19 protein-coding genes are annotated in these 20,812 nt (G+C 59.6%); 15 read left to right on the top strand and 4 right to left on the bottom strand.

Annotated elements, in window-relative coordinates; all coding sequences use genetic code 11:
• Positions 1-45: 45 nt before the first annotated feature.
• Genes fliT through fliD form a run of 3 tightly spaced genes read right to left on the bottom strand, consistent with a single transcriptional unit; the run spans position 46 to position 2,249 of the window.
• Positions 46-414 carry a flagella biosynthesis regulatory protein FliT gene (fliT, locus tag D781_RS13015; RefSeq protein WP_015672801.1) on the bottom strand — a complete coding sequence of 123 codons (369 nt, stop codon included), beginning with the start codon at positions 412-414 and terminating at the stop codon, positions 46-48.
• Complete coding sequence (gene fliS, locus D781_RS13010; RefSeq protein ID WP_015672800.1) at positions 414-824, bottom strand: flagellar export chaperone FliS; 411 nt, start codon at positions 822-824, stop codon at positions 414-416. Before fliS ends, fliT begins: the two co-directional genes overlap by 1 nt.
• A 27-nt stretch (positions 825-851) precedes the next feature.
• Entirely contained in the window at positions 852-2,249 is a 1,398-nt protein-coding gene (fliD, locus tag D781_RS13005) for a flagellar filament capping protein FliD (RefSeq protein ID WP_015672799.1), read from the bottom strand.
• On the opposite strand from fliD, the gene D781_RS24145 reads away from it, so the two are divergent.
• The 12 genes from D781_RS24145 (at position 2,224) to D781_RS12950 (ending at position 12,187) form a co-directional block, all read left to right on the top strand.
• Complete coding sequence (locus D781_RS24145; protein ID WP_233494090.1) at positions 2,224-2,409, top strand: hypothetical protein; 186 nt, start codon at positions 2,224-2,226, stop codon at positions 2,407-2,409. The genes fliD and D781_RS24145 overlap by 26 nt on opposite strands.
• Positions 2,410-2,535: 126 nt before the next feature.
• Positions 2,536-3,597, top strand: coding sequence for a flagellin FliC (locus D781_RS13000; protein ID WP_015672798.1), 1,062 nt, complete (start codon positions 2,536-2,538; stop codon positions 3,595-3,597).
• Between the two features lie 186 nt (positions 3,598-3,783).
• The gene (locus tag D781_RS12995) at positions 3,784-4,503 is read left to right on the top strand and encodes an RNA polymerase sigma factor FliA (RefSeq protein WP_015672797.1); all 720 of its coding nucleotides are present in this window, start codon (positions 3,784-3,786) and stop codon (positions 4,501-4,503) included.
• Positions 4,504-4,527: 24 nt separating this feature from the next.
• Positions 4,528-5,034, top strand: coding sequence for a flagella biosynthesis regulatory protein FliZ (gene fliZ, locus D781_RS12990; RefSeq protein WP_015672796.1), 507 nt, complete (start codon positions 4,528-4,530; stop codon positions 5,032-5,034).
• 122 nt (positions 5,035-5,156) lie between these two features.
• Positions 5,157-6,143 carry a D-cysteine desulfhydrase gene (locus D781_RS12985; protein WP_015672795.1) on the top strand — a complete coding sequence of 329 codons (987 nt, stop codon included), beginning with the start codon at positions 5,157-5,159 and terminating at the stop codon, positions 6,141-6,143.
• A 119-nt stretch (positions 6,144-6,262) separates the two neighbouring features.
• On the top strand, positions 6,263-7,063 hold the full coding sequence (tcyJ, locus tag D781_RS12980; protein WP_015672794.1) for a cystine ABC transporter substrate-binding protein: 801 nt from the start codon (positions 6,263-6,265) through the stop codon (positions 7,061-7,063).
• A complete protein-coding gene (gene tcyL, locus D781_RS12975) occupies positions 7,063-7,725 on the top strand; it encodes a cystine ABC transporter permease (protein ID WP_015672793.1) in 663 nt (220 codons plus the stop codon). The genes tcyJ and tcyL overlap by 1 nt, the downstream gene beginning before the upstream one ends.
• Before the next feature lie 4 nt (positions 7,726-7,729).
• Positions 7,730-8,482, top strand: a complete 753-nt coding sequence (tcyN, locus tag D781_RS12970; RefSeq protein WP_015672792.1) for an L-cystine ABC transporter ATP-binding protein TcyN — start codon at positions 7,730-7,732, stop codon at positions 8,480-8,482.
• Positions 8,483-8,643: 161 nt separating this feature from the next.
• Positions 8,644-9,690, top strand: a complete 1,047-nt coding sequence (gene zapE, locus D781_RS12965) for a cell division protein ZapE (protein ID WP_015672791.1) — start codon at positions 8,644-8,646, stop codon at positions 9,688-9,690.
• A gap of 18 nt (positions 9,691-9,708) precedes the next feature.
• Positions 9,709-10,464 (top strand): sulfite exporter TauE/SafE family protein, encoded by a 756-nt coding sequence (locus D781_RS12960; RefSeq protein WP_015672790.1) that lies wholly within the window; start codon positions 9,709-9,711, stop codon positions 10,462-10,464.
• 265 nt (positions 10,465-10,729) lie between these two features.
• Positions 10,730-11,704, top strand: coding sequence for a hypothetical protein (locus D781_RS12955; RefSeq protein WP_015672788.1), 975 nt, complete (start codon positions 10,730-10,732; stop codon positions 11,702-11,704).
• A gap of 204 nt (positions 11,705-11,908) precedes the next feature.
• Positions 11,909-12,187, top strand: coding sequence for a hypothetical protein (locus D781_RS12950; protein ID WP_233494089.1), 279 nt, complete (start codon positions 11,909-11,911; stop codon positions 12,185-12,187).
• A gap of 122 nt (positions 12,188-12,309) precedes the next feature.
• On the opposite strand, the gene putA is transcribed toward D781_RS12950, so the two are convergent.
• The gene (gene putA, locus D781_RS12945) at positions 12,310-16,281 is read right to left on the bottom strand and encodes a trifunctional transcriptional regulator/proline dehydrogenase/L-glutamate gamma-semialdehyde dehydrogenase (RefSeq protein WP_015672786.1); all 3,972 of its coding nucleotides are present in this window, start codon (positions 16,279-16,281) and stop codon (positions 12,310-12,312) included.
• Positions 16,282-16,877: 596 nt separating this feature from the next.
• On the opposite strand from putA, the gene putP reads away from it, so the two are divergent.
• The 3 genes from putP to D781_RS12930 all read left to right on the top strand — a co-directional run bounded on the left by putP (position 16,878) and on the right by D781_RS12930 (position 20,542).
• Positions 16,878-18,362: a sodium/proline symporter PutP gene (gene putP, locus D781_RS12940; protein WP_015672785.1), complete on the top strand. Its 1,485-nt coding sequence runs from the start codon at positions 16,878-16,880 to the stop codon at positions 18,360-18,362.
• Between the two features lie 137 nt (positions 18,363-18,499).
• The gene (locus D781_RS12935) at positions 18,500-19,204 is read left to right on the top strand and encodes an alpha/beta hydrolase (protein ID WP_015672784.1); all 705 of its coding nucleotides are present in this window, start codon (positions 18,500-18,502) and stop codon (positions 19,202-19,204) included.
• Positions 19,205-19,285: 81 nt separating this feature from the next.
• Positions 19,286-20,542, top strand: coding sequence for a nitrate regulatory protein (locus D781_RS12930; RefSeq protein ID WP_015672783.1), 1,257 nt, complete (start codon positions 19,286-19,288; stop codon positions 20,540-20,542).
• Positions 20,543-20,812 lie beyond the last annotated feature (270 nt).

Raw genomic sequence — 20,812 nt, 5'->3', positions numbered from 1 at the left:
AGTCTCATCAACCGTACGGCCAGCGGCAAAAAACGGCCAGGGCGCTTATTGGCCCTGCGGCTCCCCTAACAGTAGGGCGCGGTCGTGAAATTGTCCGTAGGTGGCGTTAACGGCGCTTTGCTGCGTTGACCGATCGATTAAGGATTTTAATTCTGTCAGACGCTGCTGCAATAAGGCGCGCAGCTGCGTTTCATTATCCAGTATTTGCTGCAGCTTATGGCGCAACAGTTCCTGCAGCGCCATGGATGACGCCATCACGTCAGAGAAGTCTGCGGTTTTTTCTACCGCGGTGACATAGCTCAGCTCAATTTCCACCAGACGATCCCATTCGCCGTTCTGCGCCAGCGCGAGCATTTGCGCGCTGAGGGTGGTGATATGCTGATATGCGGATAACAGTTGCTGTTGACGTTCCATTACATGGCGTCCTGCGCGGGTTGATAATTGGGGCCGATTTGTCGCCAGGCGTCGGCGATATTTTCCAGCAGTTTCGCCACTTCGTCGAGCGCCTGCAGGTCATTATGCAGGTTGGCCTGCAGCAGACGGCGTTTCATATAGTCGTACAGCGCATCGAGCTGCGCAGCGATCTCGCCGCCTTGCTGGTGGTCTAGCCCGCTTTTCAGGCCGTTGTCGATAATGTTTATCGCCTTGGACAGCGCCTGGCCCTTGCCGGTGATATTGCCTTGTTCCATCAGTATGCGTGCGCGGGACAGGGCGCTTTGCGCCCCGTCGAATAGCATTACGATTAACTGATGCGGACTGGCGCTCATGACGCCGCTTTCCAAACCAACCTGTGCGTAGGCCTGCGTTCCGCTACGGTTATACATGCTGTTGTTTACCTGTCTTTAGACTGCTCAAGAGAACTGTTGGGTTAAATAGCTGCTGGTGCCGTTGAGTTTGGTCAGAACGGTATCCAGCTGGACGAATTGCTGTTTATAGCGGTCGATGGTGTTCTGAATGCTTTCCGACACGCGGTCGATTTGCGTATTCAGCCGGTCGAGGCTGCTGTTGATGCTCTTGGTGGAGCTCTCGATAATGCCGCCGGCCTTGATATAGTTCTGGATCTCGTTATGAATTTCCGTCGCCATACCGCTGTCTTTACCGTTGCCGGCAAAGAAGTTCGCTACCTGGTCCGGCTTGTCTTCAATCGCTTTTTTCAGTTTGTCACTGTCGATTTCCAGCTTGCCGGTCTTGATATCGGTCTTGATGCCCAGATTGCCGAGGCCCTTGAGTTCCGGGTTATTCTGCGCGGCGCTCAGCGCGTTCTTAATCGATGACTGAATGCCGCGCAGGGTGTTGTCCCCCAGCAGCGCGCCGTTACTGTTTGACTGCGCCTCGCCGCTTTTTACCGGCGTGTATTTGGTCAGCGAGTTAAAGGTATCCAGCAGGGAGTTGTAACTGTCGACCCACTCTTTGATCTTGTCGGCAGAGCCGCTCTTGTCGGCGTCAATCACCAGGTTTTGCGATTCGCCAGGCTTGGTGAGGGTCTTCAGATCCAGCGTTACGCCCTGCAGCGCATCGGAGATAGAGTTGGTGCTGCGCTGAATTTGCGTGCCGTTAATGGTGACTTTGGCGTCCTGGCCTTTTACCGTTTCCTGCAGCGCGCCCGTGCCGCTGGTGCTGTCGTAGTTCAGCACCGCGCCCAGTTTGTCGTCGTTATTCACCTGCACGGAGATTTTGCTCTCTGCGCCCGGGGTGCTGGCGCTGATGGCCAGTTTGTACTCATTGTCGCCGACGCGCATGATGCTGGCGTTGACGCCCGCCTTGGCGCCGTTGATGGCGTCGCGCATTTCCACCAGCGACGTCTGGTCGTCGCCGAGCGGAATAGTTACCGCTTTCGGCGGGTTGCCGGAGGTCAGGGTGAGGGAACGGTCGCTGGCGCCGCTTTCACCCAGCTTCTCCGTCTGGCTGGCAATCTTGGCTTGCGTGGTCAGCGTTTGCGGTTGCGCCAGCTGATCGACGGTGATGGTGTAGTTGCCCGGCACCGCTTTAGCGTTGGTGGTGACGTTAAACTGATCGTGTTTACTGGCGGTGGTGTTGGTGAAAAATTCCGGTTTGGCCAGTTCTTTACTCAGGTTGTCAAACTTCTCCAGCGCGCCCTTCAGCGTGCCGTAGGCGGTCAGCTTGGCGTTGTAGCTGCTCTGTTGGGTAGTGTAGGGCGTCAGACGCTGCTTTTCCGCCTGGCTCAGTTTGTCCAGTAATCCATTCATGTCCATGCCGGTGCTGATGCCTAATGAACTGATCGCTGCCATGGGGCGTGCTCCTTGTTGGTTGTATTCAGTTAATGCGTTATCGGCCCGGCGGATGAAAAGTTTACGCAGAAAAGTAAAAAACGATGGCGCAATAGAAGAGGGAAAAGGCGTGTTATTTACGCCATTGGGCAATGGCGAAAAAAAAATAAAAAAAATCTAAAGGTTGCAAGGGCTGCGCCGATACCTGAGTGGACGGTGATTGACGCCGTGGGCAACAGCCCGAACCTTTAATTGTGAATATGAATGACGCTATGCATTCATACTGATTCGTAAGGAAACTCACACTATGGCACAAGTAATTAACACCAACAGCCTGTCGCTGATGGCGCAGAACAACCTGAACAAATCTCAGTCTTCTCTGGGCACCGCGATCGAGCGTCTGTCTTCCGGTCTGCGTATCAACAGCGCGAAGGATGATGCGGCCGGCCAGGCGATCTCCAACCGCTTCAGCGCCAACATCAAAGGCCTGACTCAGGCGTCCCGCAACGCCAACGACGGCATCTCCCTGGCGCAGACCACCGAAGGCGCGCTGAACGAAGTCAACGACAACCTGCAGAACATCCGTCGTCTGACCGTACAGGCGCAGAACGGTTCTAACTCTGACAGCGACCTGAAATCCATCCAGGACGAGATCACCCAGCGTCTGTCTGAAGTTAACCGTATCTCTGAACAAACTGACTTCAACGGCGTGAAAGTGCTGAGCAAAGACCAGTCTCTGACCATCCAGGTTGGCGCTAACGACGGCGAAACCATCAACATCGATCTGCAAAAAATCGATGCCAAGCAGCTGGGTCTGGAAGGCTTTGACGTGACCGTTAAAGGTCCGACCGCGGGCAGCGAAGTTGCCAAGGGGACTACCATCAAGGCCTCTACCGGTGAAGATGTGAGCTATGACCCGGATACGGCGAAGAGCGGCCTGGCGGCGGGCAAAACGCTGATTACCGGTAAAGATGCGGATGGTAAAGATACCATGTTCGTTGAAACCACCGATGCGACCACCGGTGAAAAAACCTATGCGTCAGCGACCGTAGATAAAGACGGTAAGGTCACCGAAGGCGGCACCGCCGTTACCATGAAAACGCCGCTGGATACCCTGGACAAAGCGCTGTCTCAGGTTGATAAACTGCGTTCTTCTCTGGGTGCGGTACAGAACCGTTTCGATTCTGTCATCAACAACCTGAACAGCACCGTTAACAACCTGTCCGCTTCCCAGTCCCGTATTCAGGATGCCGACTACGCGACCGAAGTGTCCAACATGAGCCGCGCCAACATCCTGCAGCAGGCTGGCACCTCCGTGCTGGCGCAGGCTAACCAGTCGACTCAGAACGTGCTGTCTCTGCTGCGTTAATCCCCGCTCTCCGATTAACTGTCGCTTATCACCCCGCCTGCCTCGGCGGGGTTTTTTTATGCCCGTGCGCCGGCGTTGAGCCGCATGGGGTAAATAAGGCCCGTTTTTTGCGGCTGTTCCGCCGATTGTCATTGCGCCCGCTGCGGATAATAACGCTGACTCCTTAATCCGCAGGTTTTAGACATAGTGAGCGATCTGTATACCGCCGAAGGCGTAATGGACAAAAACTCCCTCTGGCTGCGCTACGTTCCGCTGGTGCGCCACGAGGCACTGCGCCTGCAGGTCCGGCTGCCCGCCAGCGTCGAGCTTGACGATCTGCTGCAGGCCGGCGGCATCGGGCTGCTGAACGCCGTCGAACGTTACGACGCGCTGCAGGGGACCGCCTTTACCACCTATGCGGTGCAGCGCATCCGCGGCGCGATGCTCGATGAGCTGCGCAGCCGCGACTGGGTGCCGCGCAGCGTACGGCGCCACGCCCGCGAAGTGGCGCAGGCGATGCAGCGGCTGGAACAGCAGCTGGGGCGTCCGCCTGCCGAACTGGAGGTGGCGCAGGCGCTGGATATTTCGCTCAGCGATTACCGTCAGATCCTGTTGGATACCAATAACAGCCAGCTGTTCTCCTACGACGAGTGGCGCGAAGAGCAGGGGGAAAGCGTCGAGCTGATGCTGGAAGGGCATGAAGAGGCCAACCCGCTGCAGCAGCTGCTGGAGGGCAACCTGCGTCAGCGGGTGATTAATGCCATCGAAGCCCTGCCGGAGCGCGAGAAGGTGGTGCTGACGCTCTATTACCAGGAGGAGTTGAACCTGAAGGAGATTGGCGCGGTGCTGGACGTCGGAGAATCGCGCGTCAGTCAATTACACAGCCAGGCGATTAAACGTCTGCGCGCCCGTTTGGCAAATGATTGATCGGCGATAACAGGAGCTGTCATTATGTCTGGAACAGTACTGAAAAAGCGGCCGCTGAGCCGCTATATGAAAGATTACAAACACACCCAGATCCACTGCGGTCAGTGCGGCAAATTGCTGGACCGCATGGCGCTGGTGTTTCGCGGCAAGATCATCAATAAAGAGGCCATCGCCCGCATGGATCAGCCGATCGATGATCAGGTATGGCAAAATGTGCAGCAGGAGCTGACCGCGCTGTGCCGGTTCTGCAGTGAAATTTCCTGCAACAGCCACCCCAGCTACTTCGACATTATGGCGTTCAAGCAGTACCTGTTCGAACAGACCGAAATGAGCCACAGCACCGTACGTGAATATGTGGTGCGCCTGCGGCGGTTGGATGAAATGCTGACCGCGCGCAACTATCCGGCTGGCAAATTCAGCAACGGCTGCAGCCATCACCTGATTGACGATCTGCCCAGCGCTGGACACAACAACTATCGCATCGCGTTGCGTAAATACGACCAGTATCTCGCCTGGCAGAAGAGCTACTAGGCCCGTGGCGGCCGTCTGCGGGCGGTCGCCGGCACTCCCATGATGAATAATGAGTGATTATTGACGTCACTTCTGTTACACCTAGCTGTCAGACGTTAATACCGCTTTACTGGGAGTAAGCTGTGAATCTGCAACAGCAACTGGCGCAATTCCCGCGCCTCGATTTGGTTGGCTCCGCCACGCCGCTGGAGAAACTGTCCCGCCTTTCTGACTACCTTGGCCGTGAAATATACATCAAACGTGACGACGTCACGCCGATGGCTATGGGTGGCAACAAACTGAGAAAACTGGAGTTTTTGGCCGCCGATGCGCTGGAGCAGGGGGCCGATACGCTGGTGACCGCCGGCGCCATCCAGTCCAACCACGTCCGCCAGACCGCCGCCGTCGCCGCCAAACTTGGCCTGCACTGCGTGGCGCTGCTGGAAAACCCCATCAATACGCAGGCGGAAAACTACCTGAGCAACGGCAACCGTCTGCTGCTGGATCTGTTCAATACGGAAGTGGTGATGTGCGATGCGCTGCACGCGCCGCAGCAGCAGCTGGAGGCGCTGGCGACGCGTCTGGAAGCGCAGGGCTTCCGGCCTTATGTGGTGCCGGTGGGCGGCTCTAACGCGCTCGGCGCGCTGGGCTACGTGCAGTGCGCGCTGGAAATCGCGCATCAGGGCAAGGACGTTGCCTTTAGTTCCGTGCTGGTGGCCTCCGGCAGCGCCGGCACCCATGCCGGTCTGTCGCTCGGGCTGCAGCAGCTGCTGCCGGACAGCGAACTGATTGGCGTCACCGTTTCACGCCGCGCCGAGGAGCAGTTGCCGAAGGTTGAACAGATCCGGCAGGCGCTGGCCCATTCGCTGGGTCTGGAGGCGCAGGCGCCGATTACGCTATGGGATGACTATTTTGCGCCGCAGTACGGCATGCCAAACGACGAGGGCATGGCGGCGGTGCAACTGCTGGCGCAGCAGGAAGGCATTTTGCTCGACCCGGTGTATACCGGCAAGGCGATGGCCGGACTGATCGACGGCATTGCCCAGGGGCGCTTCCGCGATGACGGCCCGATCCTGTTTGTACACACCGGCGGCGCGCCGGCGCTGTTTGCCTATCACCCGCAGGTATAGACTGGCAGGTAGTTATATTCCATTCTGGACTATATTTATTAGGTAATATTCCTTTATACCGCGATGCAGGCTGTTAAAGTCCTGAAATCAAAAAAGATAACATTTTATACGGGGTATCTATGCTCTTTTCCAAAGTTCGACGCCAACTGGCACTGGGGATGATGGCGGTGGCGCTGACCGCCGGCCTGACGGCAAACGCCTTCGCGGCAGACAATCTGCTGGAGCAGGTCAAACATAACGGTACGCTGAAAGTGGGGCTGGAAGGCACCTATCCGCCGTTCAGTTTCCAGGGGGAAGACGGTAAGCTGACCGGCTTCGAAGTGGACTTCGCCAACGCATTGGCGCAGCATCTGGGCGTCAAGGCCAAGCTGAGCCCGACCAAATGGGACGGCATGCTGGCGTCGCTGGATTCCAAACGCATCGACGTGGTGATCAATCAGGTCACCATTTCCGACGAGCGGAAGAAAAAATATGACTTCTCCACGCCGTACACCGTCTCCGGCATTCAGGCGCTGGTGAAGAAGGGCAACGAGGGGCAGATCGCCAAGCCGGAAGACCTGAAGGGTAAAAAGGTCGGCGTGGGCCTCGGCACCAACTATGAACAGTGGCTGCGCGAAAATGTGCAGGGCGTTGACGTGCGCACCTATGACGACGACCCGACCAAATATCAGGATCTGCGCGTCGGCCGCATCAACGTGATTCTGGTGGACCGTCTGGCGGCGCTGGATCTGGTGAAGAAAACCGGCAATACGCTGGCGGTCGCCGGCCCGGCGTTCTCCCGTCAGGAGTCCGGCGTTGCGGTGCGTAAAAATAATCCGGAGTTGCTGAACGCCATTAACCAGGCGATCGCCGAGATGCAGAAAGACGGCTCGCTGGCGAAAATATCTGACAAATGGTTTGGTGCGGACGTAACGAAATAATGCAAGAAAGTATTCAACTGGCGCTGGATTCAGCGCCGTTTTTATTGAAGGGCGCCATACTTACGCTGCAGCTGAGCCTGGGCGGGATGGCGCTGGGGCTGATTCTGGGCTTTTTGCTGGCGCTGATGCGCCTTTCGCATTTCTGGCCGCTGTCGTGGCTGTCGCGTATTTACGTGTCGCTGTTCCGCGGCACGCCGCTGATTGCCCAGCTGTTTATGATTTATTACGGTCTGCCGCAGTTTGGCATTGAGTTTGACCCGTTCCCGGCGGCGCTGATCGGCCTGTCGCTCAATACGGCAGCCTACACCTCGGAAACCCTGCGCGCCGCCATCTCCTCCATTGATAAAGGGCAATGGGAAGCGGCAGCCAGCATCGGCATGTCGCCGTGGCAGACCCTGCGCCGGGTGATCCTGCCGCAGGCGGCGCGCACCGCGCTGCCGCCGCTGGGCAACAGCTTTATCGGGCTGGTGAAAGACACCTCGCTGGCGGCGACGATCCAGGTGCCGGAACTGTTCCGTCAGGCGCAGATGATCACCTCGCGCACGCTGGAGGTGTTCACCATGTATCTGGCGGCATCGCTGATCTACTGGCTGATGGCGACGCTGCTGTCTGCGCTGCAGAACCGTCTGGAATCGCACGTTAACCGTCAGGATAAGGAATAAGCCCATGAGCGCCATCGAAGTAAAGGACGTAGTGAAAAAGTTCAATGGCCATACGGTGCTGCACGGTATCGATCTCGAGGTGAATTCCGGCGAAGTGGTGGCCATTATCGGGCCGAGCGGCTCGGGGAAGACCACGCTGCTGCGCTGCATCAACCTGCTGGAAGTGCCGGATTCCGGCACTATCCGCGTGGGCGATATCGAGATCGACAGCGCACGCTCGCTCGGTAAACAGAAAAGCCAGGTGCGCGAACTGCGTCAGCAGGTGGGGTTTGTGTTTCAGAACTTCAACCTGTTCCCGCACCGTTCGGTGCTGGAGAACATCATCGAAGGGCCGGTGATCGTGAAGGGCGAAGAGCGCGCCAAGGCTGAGCAGCGCGCCCGCGAGCTGCTGGCGAAGGTCGGGCTGAGCGGCAAAGAGCAGGCCTATCCGAAGCGCCTGTCCGGCGGTCAGCAGCAGCGGGTGGCGATCGCCCGCGCGTTGGCGATGCAGCCGGAAGTGATCCTGTTTGACGAACCCACCTCGGCGCTGGACCCGGAGCTGGTGGGCGAGGTGCTCAACACCATTCGCGCGCTGGCGGAAGAGAAGCGCACCATGGTGATCGTCACCCACGAAATGAGCTTTGCCCGCGACGTCGCCGACCGCGCCATCTTTATGGACAACGGCCGCATTGTCGAACAGGGGCCGGCGAAGGCGCTGTTTGCCGACCCTCAGCACCAGCGCACCCGTCAGTTCCTCGATAAGTTTATTAACCAGTAAACGCTGCCGGGCGTGGCATGCCGCGCCCGGTTTGTTCAACCCGCCCGTGCCCTGCATCACACCGTCGTCGTTTTTGGGCAGAGAATCTGCATCAGGTTCTATACTTGGTCGTTGGCTGGCACAGCCGGCGTTGTCTGGTTTTTTAACTATGGAAGGGTCTCATGAGCGGCAGCGAAACGCAGTTTGATTTTGTGGCGCTGATGCAGGAAAAATCCAGCGCGCATGGCTTTGTGCTGGATGACGATCAGTGTCGCGTCGTGGCTCGGCTGGGCAGCCTGATCGCTGCTCAGGCACCCCGCCCGCCGCATCATGCCGGCGGCGTTTATCTGTGGGGTAAGGTCGGGCGGGGCAAGACGTTTATCCTCGACGCGTTTTATGATGCGGCACCAATCCGCAGCAAACGCCGCGTACACTTCCATTATTTTTTCCGTGAACTACACCAACGCATGGCCGCACAGGATAACCGCGGGCGGTCAATAACCGAGGTGTTGAGCGCGCAGCTGGGCGACTGCCGGCTATTGTGTTTTGATGAGTTCCATCTGCACGATATTGGCGACGCGATGCTGATCAAACCCCTGCTGGAGTTTATTTTTCAGCGGCAGATTGTGTTGGTGACAACCTCCAACTATCCGCCGGATGAACTGTTGGCCAACCCTCTCTACCACCAGCGCTTTGTGCCCTCGATAGCGTTAATCAAACAGCATATGGAGATCTTCGCGCTGACCGGCGGGCAGGATTACCGCCTGCTGGGGGCGAATGACAGCACGCCGTTTTGCGAGGGCGTCTATCTGGGCCCCGGCAGCGCAGAGCAGCGCCGGGCGTGCGGGCTGCCGCTGCCTGACGGTGAGCACGCCCTCGAGGTTGGCTACCGCAGGCTGGCGGTGCTTTCTCCCGCCGGCGACGTGCTGCACTTTTCCTTTGCGGCGCTGTGCGTGGCGCCGACGGCGGTGATGGATTATCTGGCGCTGTGCGAACGCTGCCGCTGCTGGATTATCGAAGACGTTCCGGCGCTGGCGACCCAGTCTGCGGCGGCGCAGCAGCGTTTTATCAACGTGATTGACGTGCTTTACGATCAGGGTTGCCGGCTGTATATCATCAGCGACTACCCGCTGGACGTGATGACTGACGGCGTGGCGCAGGAAGACATCCAGCGCACCCGCAGTCGGCTGAGACAGCTGAAACACGCCGTGCCGGCCGGCCGGCCATAACATCAGGCGGATACCGGCATGCAAGACGCACTGCAGCTTTCCCATTATCTGGTGCTGGCCGGCGCGCTGCTGGCGGCCTATGTGATCTTCGGCATTGCCGGGTTTGGCACCGCGCTGATCGCCAGCCCGGTGATGGCGCTGTATATCCCGGTGGCGAAAATCGTGCCCTTGCTGGCGCTGCTGGATATGTGCGCGGCGCTGGTCAATGTGAGCCGCGACGGGCGCAACGCAAACCGGCCGGAATTAAAGCGGCTGATCCCGCTGATGATCGCCGGCAGCCTGATTGGTGCGCTGATTCTGTTAAGAGCCCGGCCCGATATCCTGCTGTTGGCGCTAGGGATCTTCGTGGTGCTGTATGCCGTCTACGCACTCAGCGGCCTGAAACCGGATCGCCGCTTTTCCGCCAAGGCCGCCGTACCGTTTGGCCTGGTCGGTGGGGTGTTCAGCGCGCTGTTCGGCAGCGGCGGTTTTATTTACGCGATTTACCTCAGCGGACGCATTGAGCGCAAAGAAACGATGCGCATTACGCAGACCACGCTGATCGGCCTGAGCACGCTGACCCGGGTGGTGATTTTTGCGCTGGCCGGGGTCTATTTTGACGCCGATCTGTTGCTGCTGGCGTTGGCGCTGGCACCGGGGATGCTGCTGGGTATTACGCTTGGCCGCTATTTCACGCTCAAGATGTCACGTGAACAGTTCCTGAAACTGATTAATATGATCCTGCTGGCGTCAGGCAGTATGCTGATTATCCGCTATCTGTCCGCCGCGCTGTGAATTTAAGTTTATTCCTAGTAATATCTGTGACTTACGTCGGTCAGATAGACCGCTGTCGTTGTTGAAACCCTGAGCTGGGATCGTTTAAAGTACACTCACGTAAATATCATCTATACCCTAAATAATTCGAGTTGCAGGAAGGCGGCAAGGGAAGGAATCCCGATGAGCTTACTGTAGTAAGTGATTCGGGTGACAGAGCGCAGCCAACGCATCTGCAGCTTGAAGTATGACGGGTATAAGCGTCATTACGACAAGGAGTCTTATAATGGCCTTTCCTCCTCGCCAGCGTATTGAGCCTGGTTACTGCGTCGTTGAAACGCCAGGTACGCTCTCTGCACAAGGCAACATACTGTTTAGCAATCCGCGCAGCGAAGCGGCGCGTTACTTCATGCAGCTTAATGCCGATACACCCTGGGTGAAACCCGGGCATATCCTGATCGTTGCCGACCCGAATAACACCCGGCAGGGGCCTGCCCTACAGCAGTTACGCCAGGCGAAAAATCAGGTTAATCAGGCGATGTCGCAGATGGATGCGGAACAGGCAAGCTTTCTTCATCGTCATTATCAGACTATCGCCACCGTCCTTAATGGTAGCAGCACGGGGCTGGGAACGGCCAGCGATGCCGGAAAGCGTTATTTCAGTCGTATTGAGGAGATTCTCAAGAAGATCGAGAGCACGTACCAGAACCAGTTTCGTACGCAAGGAACGTTGATTAGCCAGCAGTTTTTTGTCGAGCGCAGCCGCTTGTTCAGCGAACTGAAGGCGATGTTGGATAAGCCCATTTTTAACCGACTGCCGCGCAAAATCCTGAATTTGCATCCATACGAAAGCATAAAAAGAGCCTTAAATTTATCAAGTCGCTCTATCGTGCATGAATGGACGACGGCGGGCGTTGGCGCGATTCATGGTTATTCTACCTACCTGGACGGCACCAGCAGAGCCATCAGGTTTATGCGCAACGCCGGCTGGGTAGGGTTGGGCGTTGCTGCAACCAGTACTACCAATGATATCTATAATTCCTGTACGGTCGGCCGTGAAAACGAATGTGGCCGCGTCGCGTTAAAAGGGTATGGCTCATTTATTCTTGGTGCTGGATTTGGAGCTTTAGGTGGTAGTTGGGGGGGCGTTGGCCGGGGGCGGTGTTTGCGTTGCGTTGGGAGTGATCAGTGCCCCCATGGCCGGCAGCGCGGGCGTTGCCTGTGCGATAGTCGGTGCTTCTGCCGGAAGTCTGGCTGGTAGTACCGTAGGGAGTACGCTCGGTGAGTTTGGCGGTGATCTTATCTATAAAATAGTAGGTGGCTAATGCTTTTGATGTTGGGATATACCGGGGCAATACTCTCTTTTTTGGCCTGTTTTATTGGTTTCCTTACCATGATTTTTTTCGGGATAAACCGCAAAAAGTATGAACGCCTCGTTGCCGTATACCAAGGGGAGAGTTTATACATGAACGACTTCAATCAACTTGCGGTGTATTTTGGCTACTTTGGCAGCTATTTCCCCACCGTGTTTTTTTATCAGTTGCTAAAAGATAAAAAAATAAAAATCGGGAAAGATACCTTTGCACCCGCAGATGCCTATGCCTTTATGCAGTCCCTTCCTCGCGAATTGACGGGATGGATCACGATATATTATTGGATGCATTTTATCTGGATGAACATGATTGCGGTTGGCGGCGTCATGTTGGTGATTGCCAAACTCGCGGGCGTCGATCCTAACGCCTGAGCTTGAATTAAAAGGGCGTCATAACGCGTTACCTGAGGTTTGGGTATCCCGGGCGTCAAACGATACTACCGTCAACACAAACCCCGCCAAAGGCGGGGTTTGTGTTACTAGGCGCTGGCCGATCAGCCGATGGTCATCAGGCTGGCGTTACCGCCGGCGGCGGCGGTGTTGACGCTCAGCGAGCGTTCAACCAGCAGGCGTTCCAGCAGGATATTGGTTTCGCCGTGGGTGAAGCCCTGCACGGAGACGATAGCGCCGCTGCGCTGGGCGATCTGCTCGCACAGGATACGCAGTTGATCGGCGTCGCCGTGGTGCATGGCGGCGTCGAACTCCACCTTATCGCTCTGCCAGTCCTTGGTGAAGGCAATGCGCGCCTGCACCTCATTCGGCAGACGGCGGTACAGCGTGCGCTGCAGCTCGGCTTCCGGCCACAGCACCTGGCTGCCGACCGCCAGCACGGCGGCCAGCTGCGTCAGCGCGTCGGCGTCGTTATCCGCCAGGCACAGTACGCGCTCGCGCGGCAGCAGGGCGTAGGTGTTGCGTTCGCCGGTCGGGCCAGGCAGCGGACGTACGGTGCCGCCCTGGCCGAGCTCGGCATAGCGCTGCGCCAGCTGCGCCAGATCGCGCAGGTTTTCCGCCACCGCCCATTTCTCCAGCGCCTGATGCGGTGCCAGCAGAGCCGGACGCGCGCTGGCCTCCATCGGACGCTCGGCGTCTTGACGATCCAGCGTGCGCTGCACCGCGTCTTCCGGACGGTTGGCCAGCAGGCGGTAGAGGTACAGCGGGCCGCCGGCTTTCGGGCCGGTGCCGGACAGGCCTTCGCCGCCGAACGGCTGGACGCCGACCACCGCGCCGACCATATTGCGGTTGACGTACAGGTTGCCCACTTTGGCGCGTTCGGTCACCCGCGCGATGGTTTCATCAATACGGGTGTGGATGCCCAGCGTCAGGCCGTAACCGGCGGCGTTAATCTGATCGACCAGCGCTTCCAGGTTGGCGCGACGGTAGCGCACCACGTGCAGCACCGGACCGAAAATCTCTTTCTGCAGTTCGTCGAAGCTCTCCAGCTCAATCAGCGTCGGCTTGACGAAGGTGCCGCGCGGCCACTCTTTCTCATCCTGCGCGTTGCGCTGCGCCGCCTGATACACCTTGCGGCCTTTGGAGCGCATGGTCTGAATATGGCGGTCAATGCCGGTTTTGGCTTCGGCATCGATCACCGGGCCGATGTCGGTGGACAGACGTTCCGGGTTGCCCATGCGGCATTCCGCCATGGCGCCGCGCAGCATTTGCAGCGTGTGTTCCGCCACGTCTTCCTGAATGCACAGTACGCGCAGCGCGGAGCAGCGCTGGCCGGCGCTGTCGAACGCGGAGGCCACCACGTCGGTGACCACCTGCTCGGTCAGGGCGGAGGAGTCGACGATCATTGCGTTCAGGCCGCCGGTTTCGGCGATCAGCGGCGTCGGACGCCCCTGTGGATCCAGACGTCCGGCGATGCTGCGCTGCAGAATGCCGGCCACGGCGGTGGAGCCGGTGAACATCACGCCGCGCACGCGCTCATCATTGACCAACTGCGCGCCGACGGTTTCCCCGAGGCCCGGCAGCAGCTGCAGTACGCCGTGCGGAATGCCGGCCTCCAGCAGAATGCGCACCGCCTGGGCGGCCACCAGCGGCGTTTGCTCCGCCGGCTTGGCCAGCACGCTGTTGCCGGCGGCCAGCGCCGCGGCGATCTGCCCGGTGAAGATAGCCAGCGGGAAGTTCCACGGGCTGATGCACACTACCGGCCCCAGCGGACGGTGGCTGTCGTTGGCGAAGTCATCGCGTACCTGACCGGCGTAGTAATACAGGAAGTCGACCGCTTCACGCACTTCGGCGATGGCGTTGTTAAAGGTTTTGCCCGCTTCACGCACCAGAATGCCGATCAGGCTCTGCAGCTGGCCGTCCATCAGCTCGGCGGCGCGCTCCAGCACCGCGGCGCGCTCTGCCGGCGGGGTAGCGAACCAGATCGGGCCGGCGGCGGCGGCGGCGTCCAGCGCGCGGCTGACTTCACCTTCGGTCGCTTCACGGACGTAGCCGACCACATCGCTCGGCTCGGCCGGGTTAATCACCGGCTGCTCCACGCCCTGGTCGCTCTCGGCGTCGATAATCGGATCGGCGCGCCACTCTTGCGCGGCGCTGGTGAGCAGGGCGCTGGACAGCGAGGCCAGGCGATGCTCGTTCGACAGATCCAGACCGCTGGAGTTAACGCGTTTTTCGCCGTACAGATCGCGCGGCAACGGAATTTTAGGATGTGGCAGGCCAATCTGGCCTTCGCTGGCGGCCAGCGCCTCGACCGCCAGCACCGGATCGGCCACCAGCTCATCGAGAGACAGCGTGGTGTCGGCAATGCGGTTGACGAACGAGGTGTTGGCGCCGTTTTCCAGCAGGCGACGCACCAGATAGGCCAGCAGCGTTTCGTGGGTGCCGACCGGCGCGTAGATGCGGCACGGACGGTTCAGCTTGCCGTCGGCGATTTTACCCACCACCTGCTCGTACAGCGGCTCGCCCATTCCGTGCAGGCACTGGAACTCATACTGCCCCGGATAGTAGTTGTTGCCCGCCATATGATAAATCGCGCTCAGCGTGTGGGCGTTATGGGTGGCGAACTGCGGGTAAATCAGATTCGGCACCGACAGCAGCTTGCGTGCGCAGGCCAGGTAAGAGACGTCGGTGTAGACCTTGCGGGTATAGACCGGGTAGCCTTCCAGGCCGTCCATCTGGGCGCGTTTGATTTCGCTGTCCCAGTAGGCGCCCTTCACCAGACGGATCATCAGGCGGCGACGGCTGCGCTGCGCGATGTCGATCACCGCGTCAATGGCGGCCGGGCAGCGCTTCTGATAGGCCTGAATCACGAAGCCGATGCCGTTCCAGCCGGCCAGCTGCGGTTCGAAGCAGAGTTTTTCCAGCAGGTCGAGTGAGATCTCCAGGCGGTCGGCCTCTTCGGCGTCGATATTGATGCCGATATCGTACTGACGCGCCAGCAGGGTCAGCGACAGCAGCAGCGGATACAGCTCCTCCATCACCCGGTCGTACTGTGCGCGGCTGTAGCGCGGGTGCAGGGCGGACAGCTTGATGGAGATCCCCGGGCCTTCATAAATGCCGCGGCCGTTGGAGGCCTTGCCGATGGCGTGGATGGCCTGCTGGTAGGAAACCATATAGGCCTGCGCGTCCTCCTCGGTCAGCGCGGCCTCGCCCAGCATGTCGTAGGAGTAGCGGAAGCCTTTGTCTTCCAGCTTGCGCGCGTTGGCCAGCGCCTCGGCGATGGTTTCGCCGGTGACGAACTGCTCGCCCATCAGGCGCATCGCCATATCGACGCCTTTACGGATCAGCGGCTCGCCGCTCTTGCCGATAATGCGGTTCAGCGAGCGCGACAGGTTGGCCTCGTTATGGGTGGACACCAGTTTACCGGTGAACAGCAGGCCCCAGGTGGCGGCGTTCACGAACAGCGACGGGCTGCGTCCTAGGTGGGAGTGCCAGTTGCCGGTGCTGATTTTGTCGCGGATCAGCGCATCGCGGGTTGGTTTGTCCGGAATGCGCAGCAGCGCCTCCGCCAGACACATCAGCGCCACGCCCTCCTGTGAGGAGAGTGAGAACTCCTGCAGCAGGCCTTGCACCATGCCGGCGCGTCCGTGTGCACTCTTTTGGTTCCGCAGCTTCTCGGCGATGCCGTAGGCCATCTTGTGCGTGGCCTGTGCAAGATCGGCCGGTAAGCGCGCCTGTTCGAGTAACATCGGCACCGCTTCCTGCTCCGGACGGCGGTAGGCGGCGGTAATGGCGGCGCGCGTGACCGACTGCGGCAGAATGTGTTCGGCAAATTCCAGGAACGGCTGGTGGGACTCTTCCTGCGCTTGCGGCATAATGTCGTCCGCTTCGGCATTGCCGGCGGCATTAACTGCAGGAATTTCAGGGATATCGGAACCGCTCTCAAGGCGTTCGAGATAATTAAAAATGGCTTGTTTGATTAACCAGTGCGGCGTGCGATCGATGCGTTGTGCAGCGGTTTTAATGCGATCGCGCGTTGCTTCATCAAGCTTGACGCCCATAGTGGTCGTGCCCATACCATCCAGCTCCTGTGAGTTTAGAACCTATCCCGGCAGGCTATACAAATTCCGGGCCGCTTTTAGCCTGCGGGGATAGGCTCGTGAAATATGTTGTGTCTGTCTGAAGGCTGACAATATCCTGCATGTTGCAACTTTGTGCAACCTTGTTAAATCAGGCTGATTAACGAAGTGTGAGATAACTCGATTTTTTGACCGCGGGAAGCGGCATGATTTTTGCTCATTATTCAGCGCTGGCCGGGGAATATGCAGTATAACCGGTCACCCCTGAATTTTTATGGCTAATGCAGTCAGGGTGCAACTACAAATGAGTAGGGGGAGTGCAACCGATAACCTGGTTAAATGTGACGCAGGGTGAACTTTGTGTAACTTTGTTGTTAAAAGTGTTGTTGAATAGCAAAAAGGTCATCTAGGATAGCCAGCGGTCTGACAATACCGGGCAGAAACTAGTATCGACTACGCACTGCGCCGACGGCGTTTCGTTCCGACGCGTCGGCAGGCGACAGACACCGCACTACAGCGCGAATTAAAACACCCGAAAGAATTCACGGCGTTGCCGGCGAAGGATGAAGGGGAAAATGAAAGTGGAGAGTTGAATGACAATAAGCACACCTATGCTGGTGACCTTCCTGGTGTATATCTTCGGGATGGTGCTGATCGGCTTACTCGCCTACCGGGCGACCAACAACTTTGATGATTACATCCTTGGTGGCCGTAGCCTGGGCAGCGTGGTGACCGCGCTCTCCGCCGGCGCGTCTGATATGAGCGGCTGGCTGCTGATGGGCCTGCCGGGCGCGATTTTTCTGTCCGGCATCTCCGAAAGCTGGATCGCTATCGGCCTGACGATCGGCGCCTACCTGAACTGGAAACTGGTGGCGGGGCGGCTGCGGGTGCATACCGAAGCCAACAACAACGCGCTGACGCTGCCGGACTACTTCACCAGCCGATTTGAAGACAACAGCAAACTGCTGCGGGTGATTTCGGCGGTGGTGATCCTGGTGTTCTTCACCATCTACTGCGCCTCCGGCATCGTCGCCGGCGCGCGCCTGTTTGAAAGCACCTTCGGCATGAGTTATGAAACCGCGCTGTGGGCCGGCGCGGCGGCGACCATTCTGTACACCTTTATCGGCGGGTTCCTGGCGGTAAGCTGGACCGATACCGTGCAGGCCAGCCTGATGATCTTTGCGCTGATCCTGACGCCGGTGTTCGTGATCCTGGCCGTCGGCGGCATTGATACTTCTATGTTGGTGATCGAGGCGAAGAACCCGGCCAACCTGGATATGCTGAAAGGGCTGAATTTGGTGGCGATCCTGTCGCTGCTCGGCTGGGGCCTGGGCTACTTCGGCCAGCCGCACATTCTGGCGCGCTTTATGGCGGCGGATTCCCACCGCACCATCCGCAGCGCACGCCGCATCAGCATGGCCTGGATGATTCTGTGCCTGGCGGGCACCATCGCGGTCGGCTTCTTCGGCATCGCCTACTTTGCCAATAACCCTGAACAGGCGGGCAACGTCTCGGAAAACGGCGAGCGGGTGTTTATCGAACTGGCAATGATCCTGTTTAACCCGTGGGTGGCCGGTATCCTGATGTCGGCAATTCTGGCGGCGGTAATGAGCACCCTGAGCTGCCAGCTGCTGGTGTGCTCCAGCGCCATTACCGAAGATTTCTACAAAGCCTTCCTGCGCAAGGGCGCCAGCCAGCGCGAACTGGTGTGGGTCGGCCGTGTGATGGTGCTGGTGGTGGCGTTGATCGCTATTGCCTTGGCCGCCAACCCGGAAAACCGGGTGCTGGGGCTAGTGAGCTACGCCTGGGCCGGTTTCGGCGCCGCCTTCGGTCCGGTAGTGCTGTTCTCCGTCACCTGGTCGCGCATGACGCGCAACGGCGCGCTGGCCGGTATGCTGATTGGCGCGATCACCGTACTGGTATGGAAACAGTACGGCTGGCTGGATCTGTATGAAATCATCCCTGGCTTCCTGTTCGCCAGCATCGCCATCGTGCTGGTCAGCCTGATGGGCGGCAAGCCGTCGGCCGCGATGACCGAACGTTTCGACCAGGCGGAAGCGGAATTCAAAAGCGTGTAACGTCCGCTGACGATCGCCCAGACGGCCTCCCACTGCGGAGGCCGTTTTTTTTCAGGCGCCCGCAGATTGGCTAAAATTGCCGGTAGCTGAGTTGGCCGCTGTTGTTCTGCGGACGTCGTCCGCATAAGAGAGACATTGTGAATATAACCCCATGTCCGCTGGTGCTGATCCCCGGCTTTATGTTGGATGAGACGCTGTGGCAGCGGTTTCAAACCTGTCTGCCGGCCGGCTGGCCGGTACTGCACGGCGCGTTGAGCGGCGGAAAAACCATCCGGGATATCGCCCGCCATCTTGCCGAGACGCTGCCGCCCAGGTTCGTGCTGGTTGGCTTCTCGCTGGGCGGCTATATCGCCAGACAGCTGGCGGCAGATTACCCGCAGCGGGTGGCGGCGCTGGTGCTGGTGGCCAGCTCGCTGCGCGAGGACACCGAGCAGCAGATGGCGTCGAAGCAGCGGGCGGTGCAAAGCCTGTCCGCCGCCACCTTCAGCGGCCTGAGCCGCACGGCGATTGCCGGTTCACTGCACCCCGACCGTGCTGCGGATACGGCGCTGATTGCGGCGATCAGACAGATGGGCAACCGGCTGGGCTATGCCGCGCTGGCGAGCCAGTCGGCGCTGCGCAGGGACGATGTCCCCGTGGCGGCGATACGTTGCCCGACACTGGTGGTCGCGGGCGCGCAAGACGCGTTGCGCTCGCTGGATGAGGCGCAGGAACTGACCGCGGCGATTGCCGGCGCCACGCTGCAGGTGCTTGACGGCAGCGGCCATATGCTGCCGCTGGAGCAGCCGCAGGCGCTGGCCGATACGCTGGTCCGCTGGCTGAATGAGCAGGGAATTGATTAACGGCCGCCGTTCCCGCGCGGCTCCCGTCCCGGCACGGCTTTTGCAGGTTTCCGCCTATTCTTGCTGAACGGAGCCTGCACCATGAGCCGCAATGCCGCCTTTCCGCCCAGCGCCGCCGATTTCCTGCTGGCGTCGAAACGCTGTGAAATTACCGTCCTGCAACAGCTGCTGCATATGGGGCAGCTGGTGGGAGAGGTAAGCCAACTGATCCATATGCTGCAGCGCGAGCGGGGCACGGTGAATATTTATCTCTGCTCACAGGGCGTGCTGTTCGGCGACCGGCTGGCGGCGCGGCGGCGCGATGTGGAACAGGCCGAACGTGCGGTACAGCGCCTGCTGGCGCAGCTGGATGCGACCACTGCGCCGCTGGCGGTCGCCGGCCGGCTGTTCAGCCGCATCGCCGGCGCGCTGCAGCATCTCACCCTATTGCCGACGCTGCGACAGCAGGCGGAGGCGCGCCGTCTGACGCCCGAGGAGGCGATGCAGCATTTTAACGCGATCGTTCACAGCCTGCTGGCGCTGGTGTATGAGGCGACGGACGCCTGTCTGGAGCCGGCGATGGCGCGCCGGCTGATCGCCATGTTCAGCTTTATGCAGGGTAAAGAGCTGGCCGGACAGGAGCGGGCGCTGGGGGCGGCGGGGTTTGCCGCCGGGCAGTTTGACGATGCGGCGCAGCAGCGGCTGCCGCAGCTGATTGACGGCCAGGAGCGCTGTTTTCACACCTTCGTCGAGTTTGCCGACCCGGCGTCGCTGGCGCAGTGGCGGCAACTGCAGCAGCAGGACGACCGCGAGTTTGAACGCCTGCGGCGCATGGCCTGCACCCGGCGGCAGCCGGGCGGCGATCTCAGCCTGCGCTGGTTTGACATAACCTCGGCGCGCATTGACGCGATGAAACAGATTGAGGATCGGCTGGCGGCCGCGCTGATGGACGGCTGCCGCGCCAGCCTGGCCGCGGCGCAGCGGGCACTGACGCAGCCGGAGCCAACGTGGCCGGCGCTGGAGCCGGGCTATACGGTGTTTGTCAGCGCGCCGGCGGCCGACGGCGAAGCGCTGCTTGACGACGGGGTTAACCCGCAGCTGGGGCGATCGCTGATGGCGATGATCCGCCAGCAGTCGCAGCGGCTGCAGGCGCTGTCGGAAGAGTTGGCGGCGACGCGCGCCACCCTGCAGGAGCGGCGCGAAATCGAGCGCGCCAAAAGCCTGCTGATTCAGCACCGCGGCCTGACGGAAGAAAGCGCCTATCAGCTGCTGCGCAAAATGGCTATGGACCAGAATAAGCGTCTGATTGATATTGCCCGCGCCATGCTGGCGGTGGCGGACATTCTGCCGGGGAAATAGCCGCCCCTGTTTTGAGGATATTTGCACGCCCTCAGTGCAGACGCTGCCTCGCCGTTGTGCAACGGCTGCACCGCGGCCGGCGGCAGGCCGCATAAACCGGCGCAGGGAAAACTGGCACGCAAGCTGCATTACTTTACGCGTTATCGGCCAACGGCGGTTGATGACCTGACTAATTCGGATAAAGGCGTCCTTGCTGTGCGTTTCACCGTGGGTGGAGCGTGCAGACGGGACGCCTTTTTTTGTTTTTCACACCCAGATGAGGAGCTGTTG

It is taken from the genome of Serratia sp. FGI94 (assembly GCF_000330865.1).
Classification (GTDB): Bacteria; Pseudomonadota; Gammaproteobacteria; order Enterobacterales; family Enterobacteriaceae; genus Serratia_B; species Serratia_B rubidaea.
This window is presented reverse-complemented; position numbering and strand designations above follow the sequence as displayed.

Bases quoted from the DNA above. Each gene is read 5' to 3' on its own strand.
- fliT (WP_015672801.1), bottom strand. From the start codon at position 414: ATGGAACGTCAACAGCAACTGTTATCCGCATATCAGCATATCACCACC.
- fliS (WP_015672800.1), bottom strand. From the start codon at position 824: ATGTATAACCGTAGCGGAACGCAGGCCTACGCACAGGTTGGTTTGGAA.
- D781_RS24145 (WP_233494090.1), top strand. From the start codon at position 2,224: ATGCCTAATGAACTGATCGCTGCCATGGGGCGTGCTCCTTGTTGGTTG.
- fliD (WP_015672799.1), bottom strand. From the start codon at position 2,249: ATGGCAGCGATCAGTTCATTAGGCATCAGCACCGGCATGGACATGAAT.
- D781_RS13000 (WP_015672798.1), top strand. From the start codon at position 2,536: ATGGCACAAGTAATTAACACCAACAGCCTGTCGCTGATGGCGCAGAAC.
- fliZ (WP_015672796.1), top strand. From the start codon at position 4,528: ATGTCTGGAACAGTACTGAAAAAGCGGCCGCTGAGCCGCTATATGAAA.
- tcyJ (WP_015672794.1), top strand. From the start codon at position 6,263: ATGCTCTTTTCCAAAGTTCGACGCCAACTGGCACTGGGGATGATGGCG.
- tcyL (WP_015672793.1), top strand. From the start codon at position 7,063: ATGCAAGAAAGTATTCAACTGGCGCTGGATTCAGCGCCGTTTTTATTG.
- tcyN (WP_015672792.1), top strand. From the start codon at position 7,730: ATGAGCGCCATCGAAGTAAAGGACGTAGTGAAAAAGTTCAATGGCCAT.
- zapE (WP_015672791.1), top strand. From the start codon at position 8,644: ATGAGCGGCAGCGAAACGCAGTTTGATTTTGTGGCGCTGATGCAGGAA.
- D781_RS12960 (WP_015672790.1), top strand. From the start codon at position 9,709: ATGCAAGACGCACTGCAGCTTTCCCATTATCTGGTGCTGGCCGGCGCG.
- D781_RS12955 (WP_015672788.1), top strand. From the start codon at position 10,730: ATGGCCTTTCCTCCTCGCCAGCGTATTGAGCCTGGTTACTGCGTCGTT.
- D781_RS12950 (WP_233494089.1), top strand. From the start codon at position 11,909: ATGAACGACTTCAATCAACTTGCGGTGTATTTTGGCTACTTTGGCAGC.
- putA (WP_015672786.1), bottom strand. From the start codon at position 16,281: ATGGGCACGACCACTATGGGCGTCAAGCTTGATGAAGCAACGCGCGAT.
- putP (WP_015672785.1), top strand. From the start codon at position 16,878: ATGACAATAAGCACACCTATGCTGGTGACCTTCCTGGTGTATATCTTC.
- D781_RS12930 (WP_015672783.1), top strand. From the start codon at position 19,286: ATGAGCCGCAATGCCGCCTTTCCGCCCAGCGCCGCCGATTTCCTGCTG.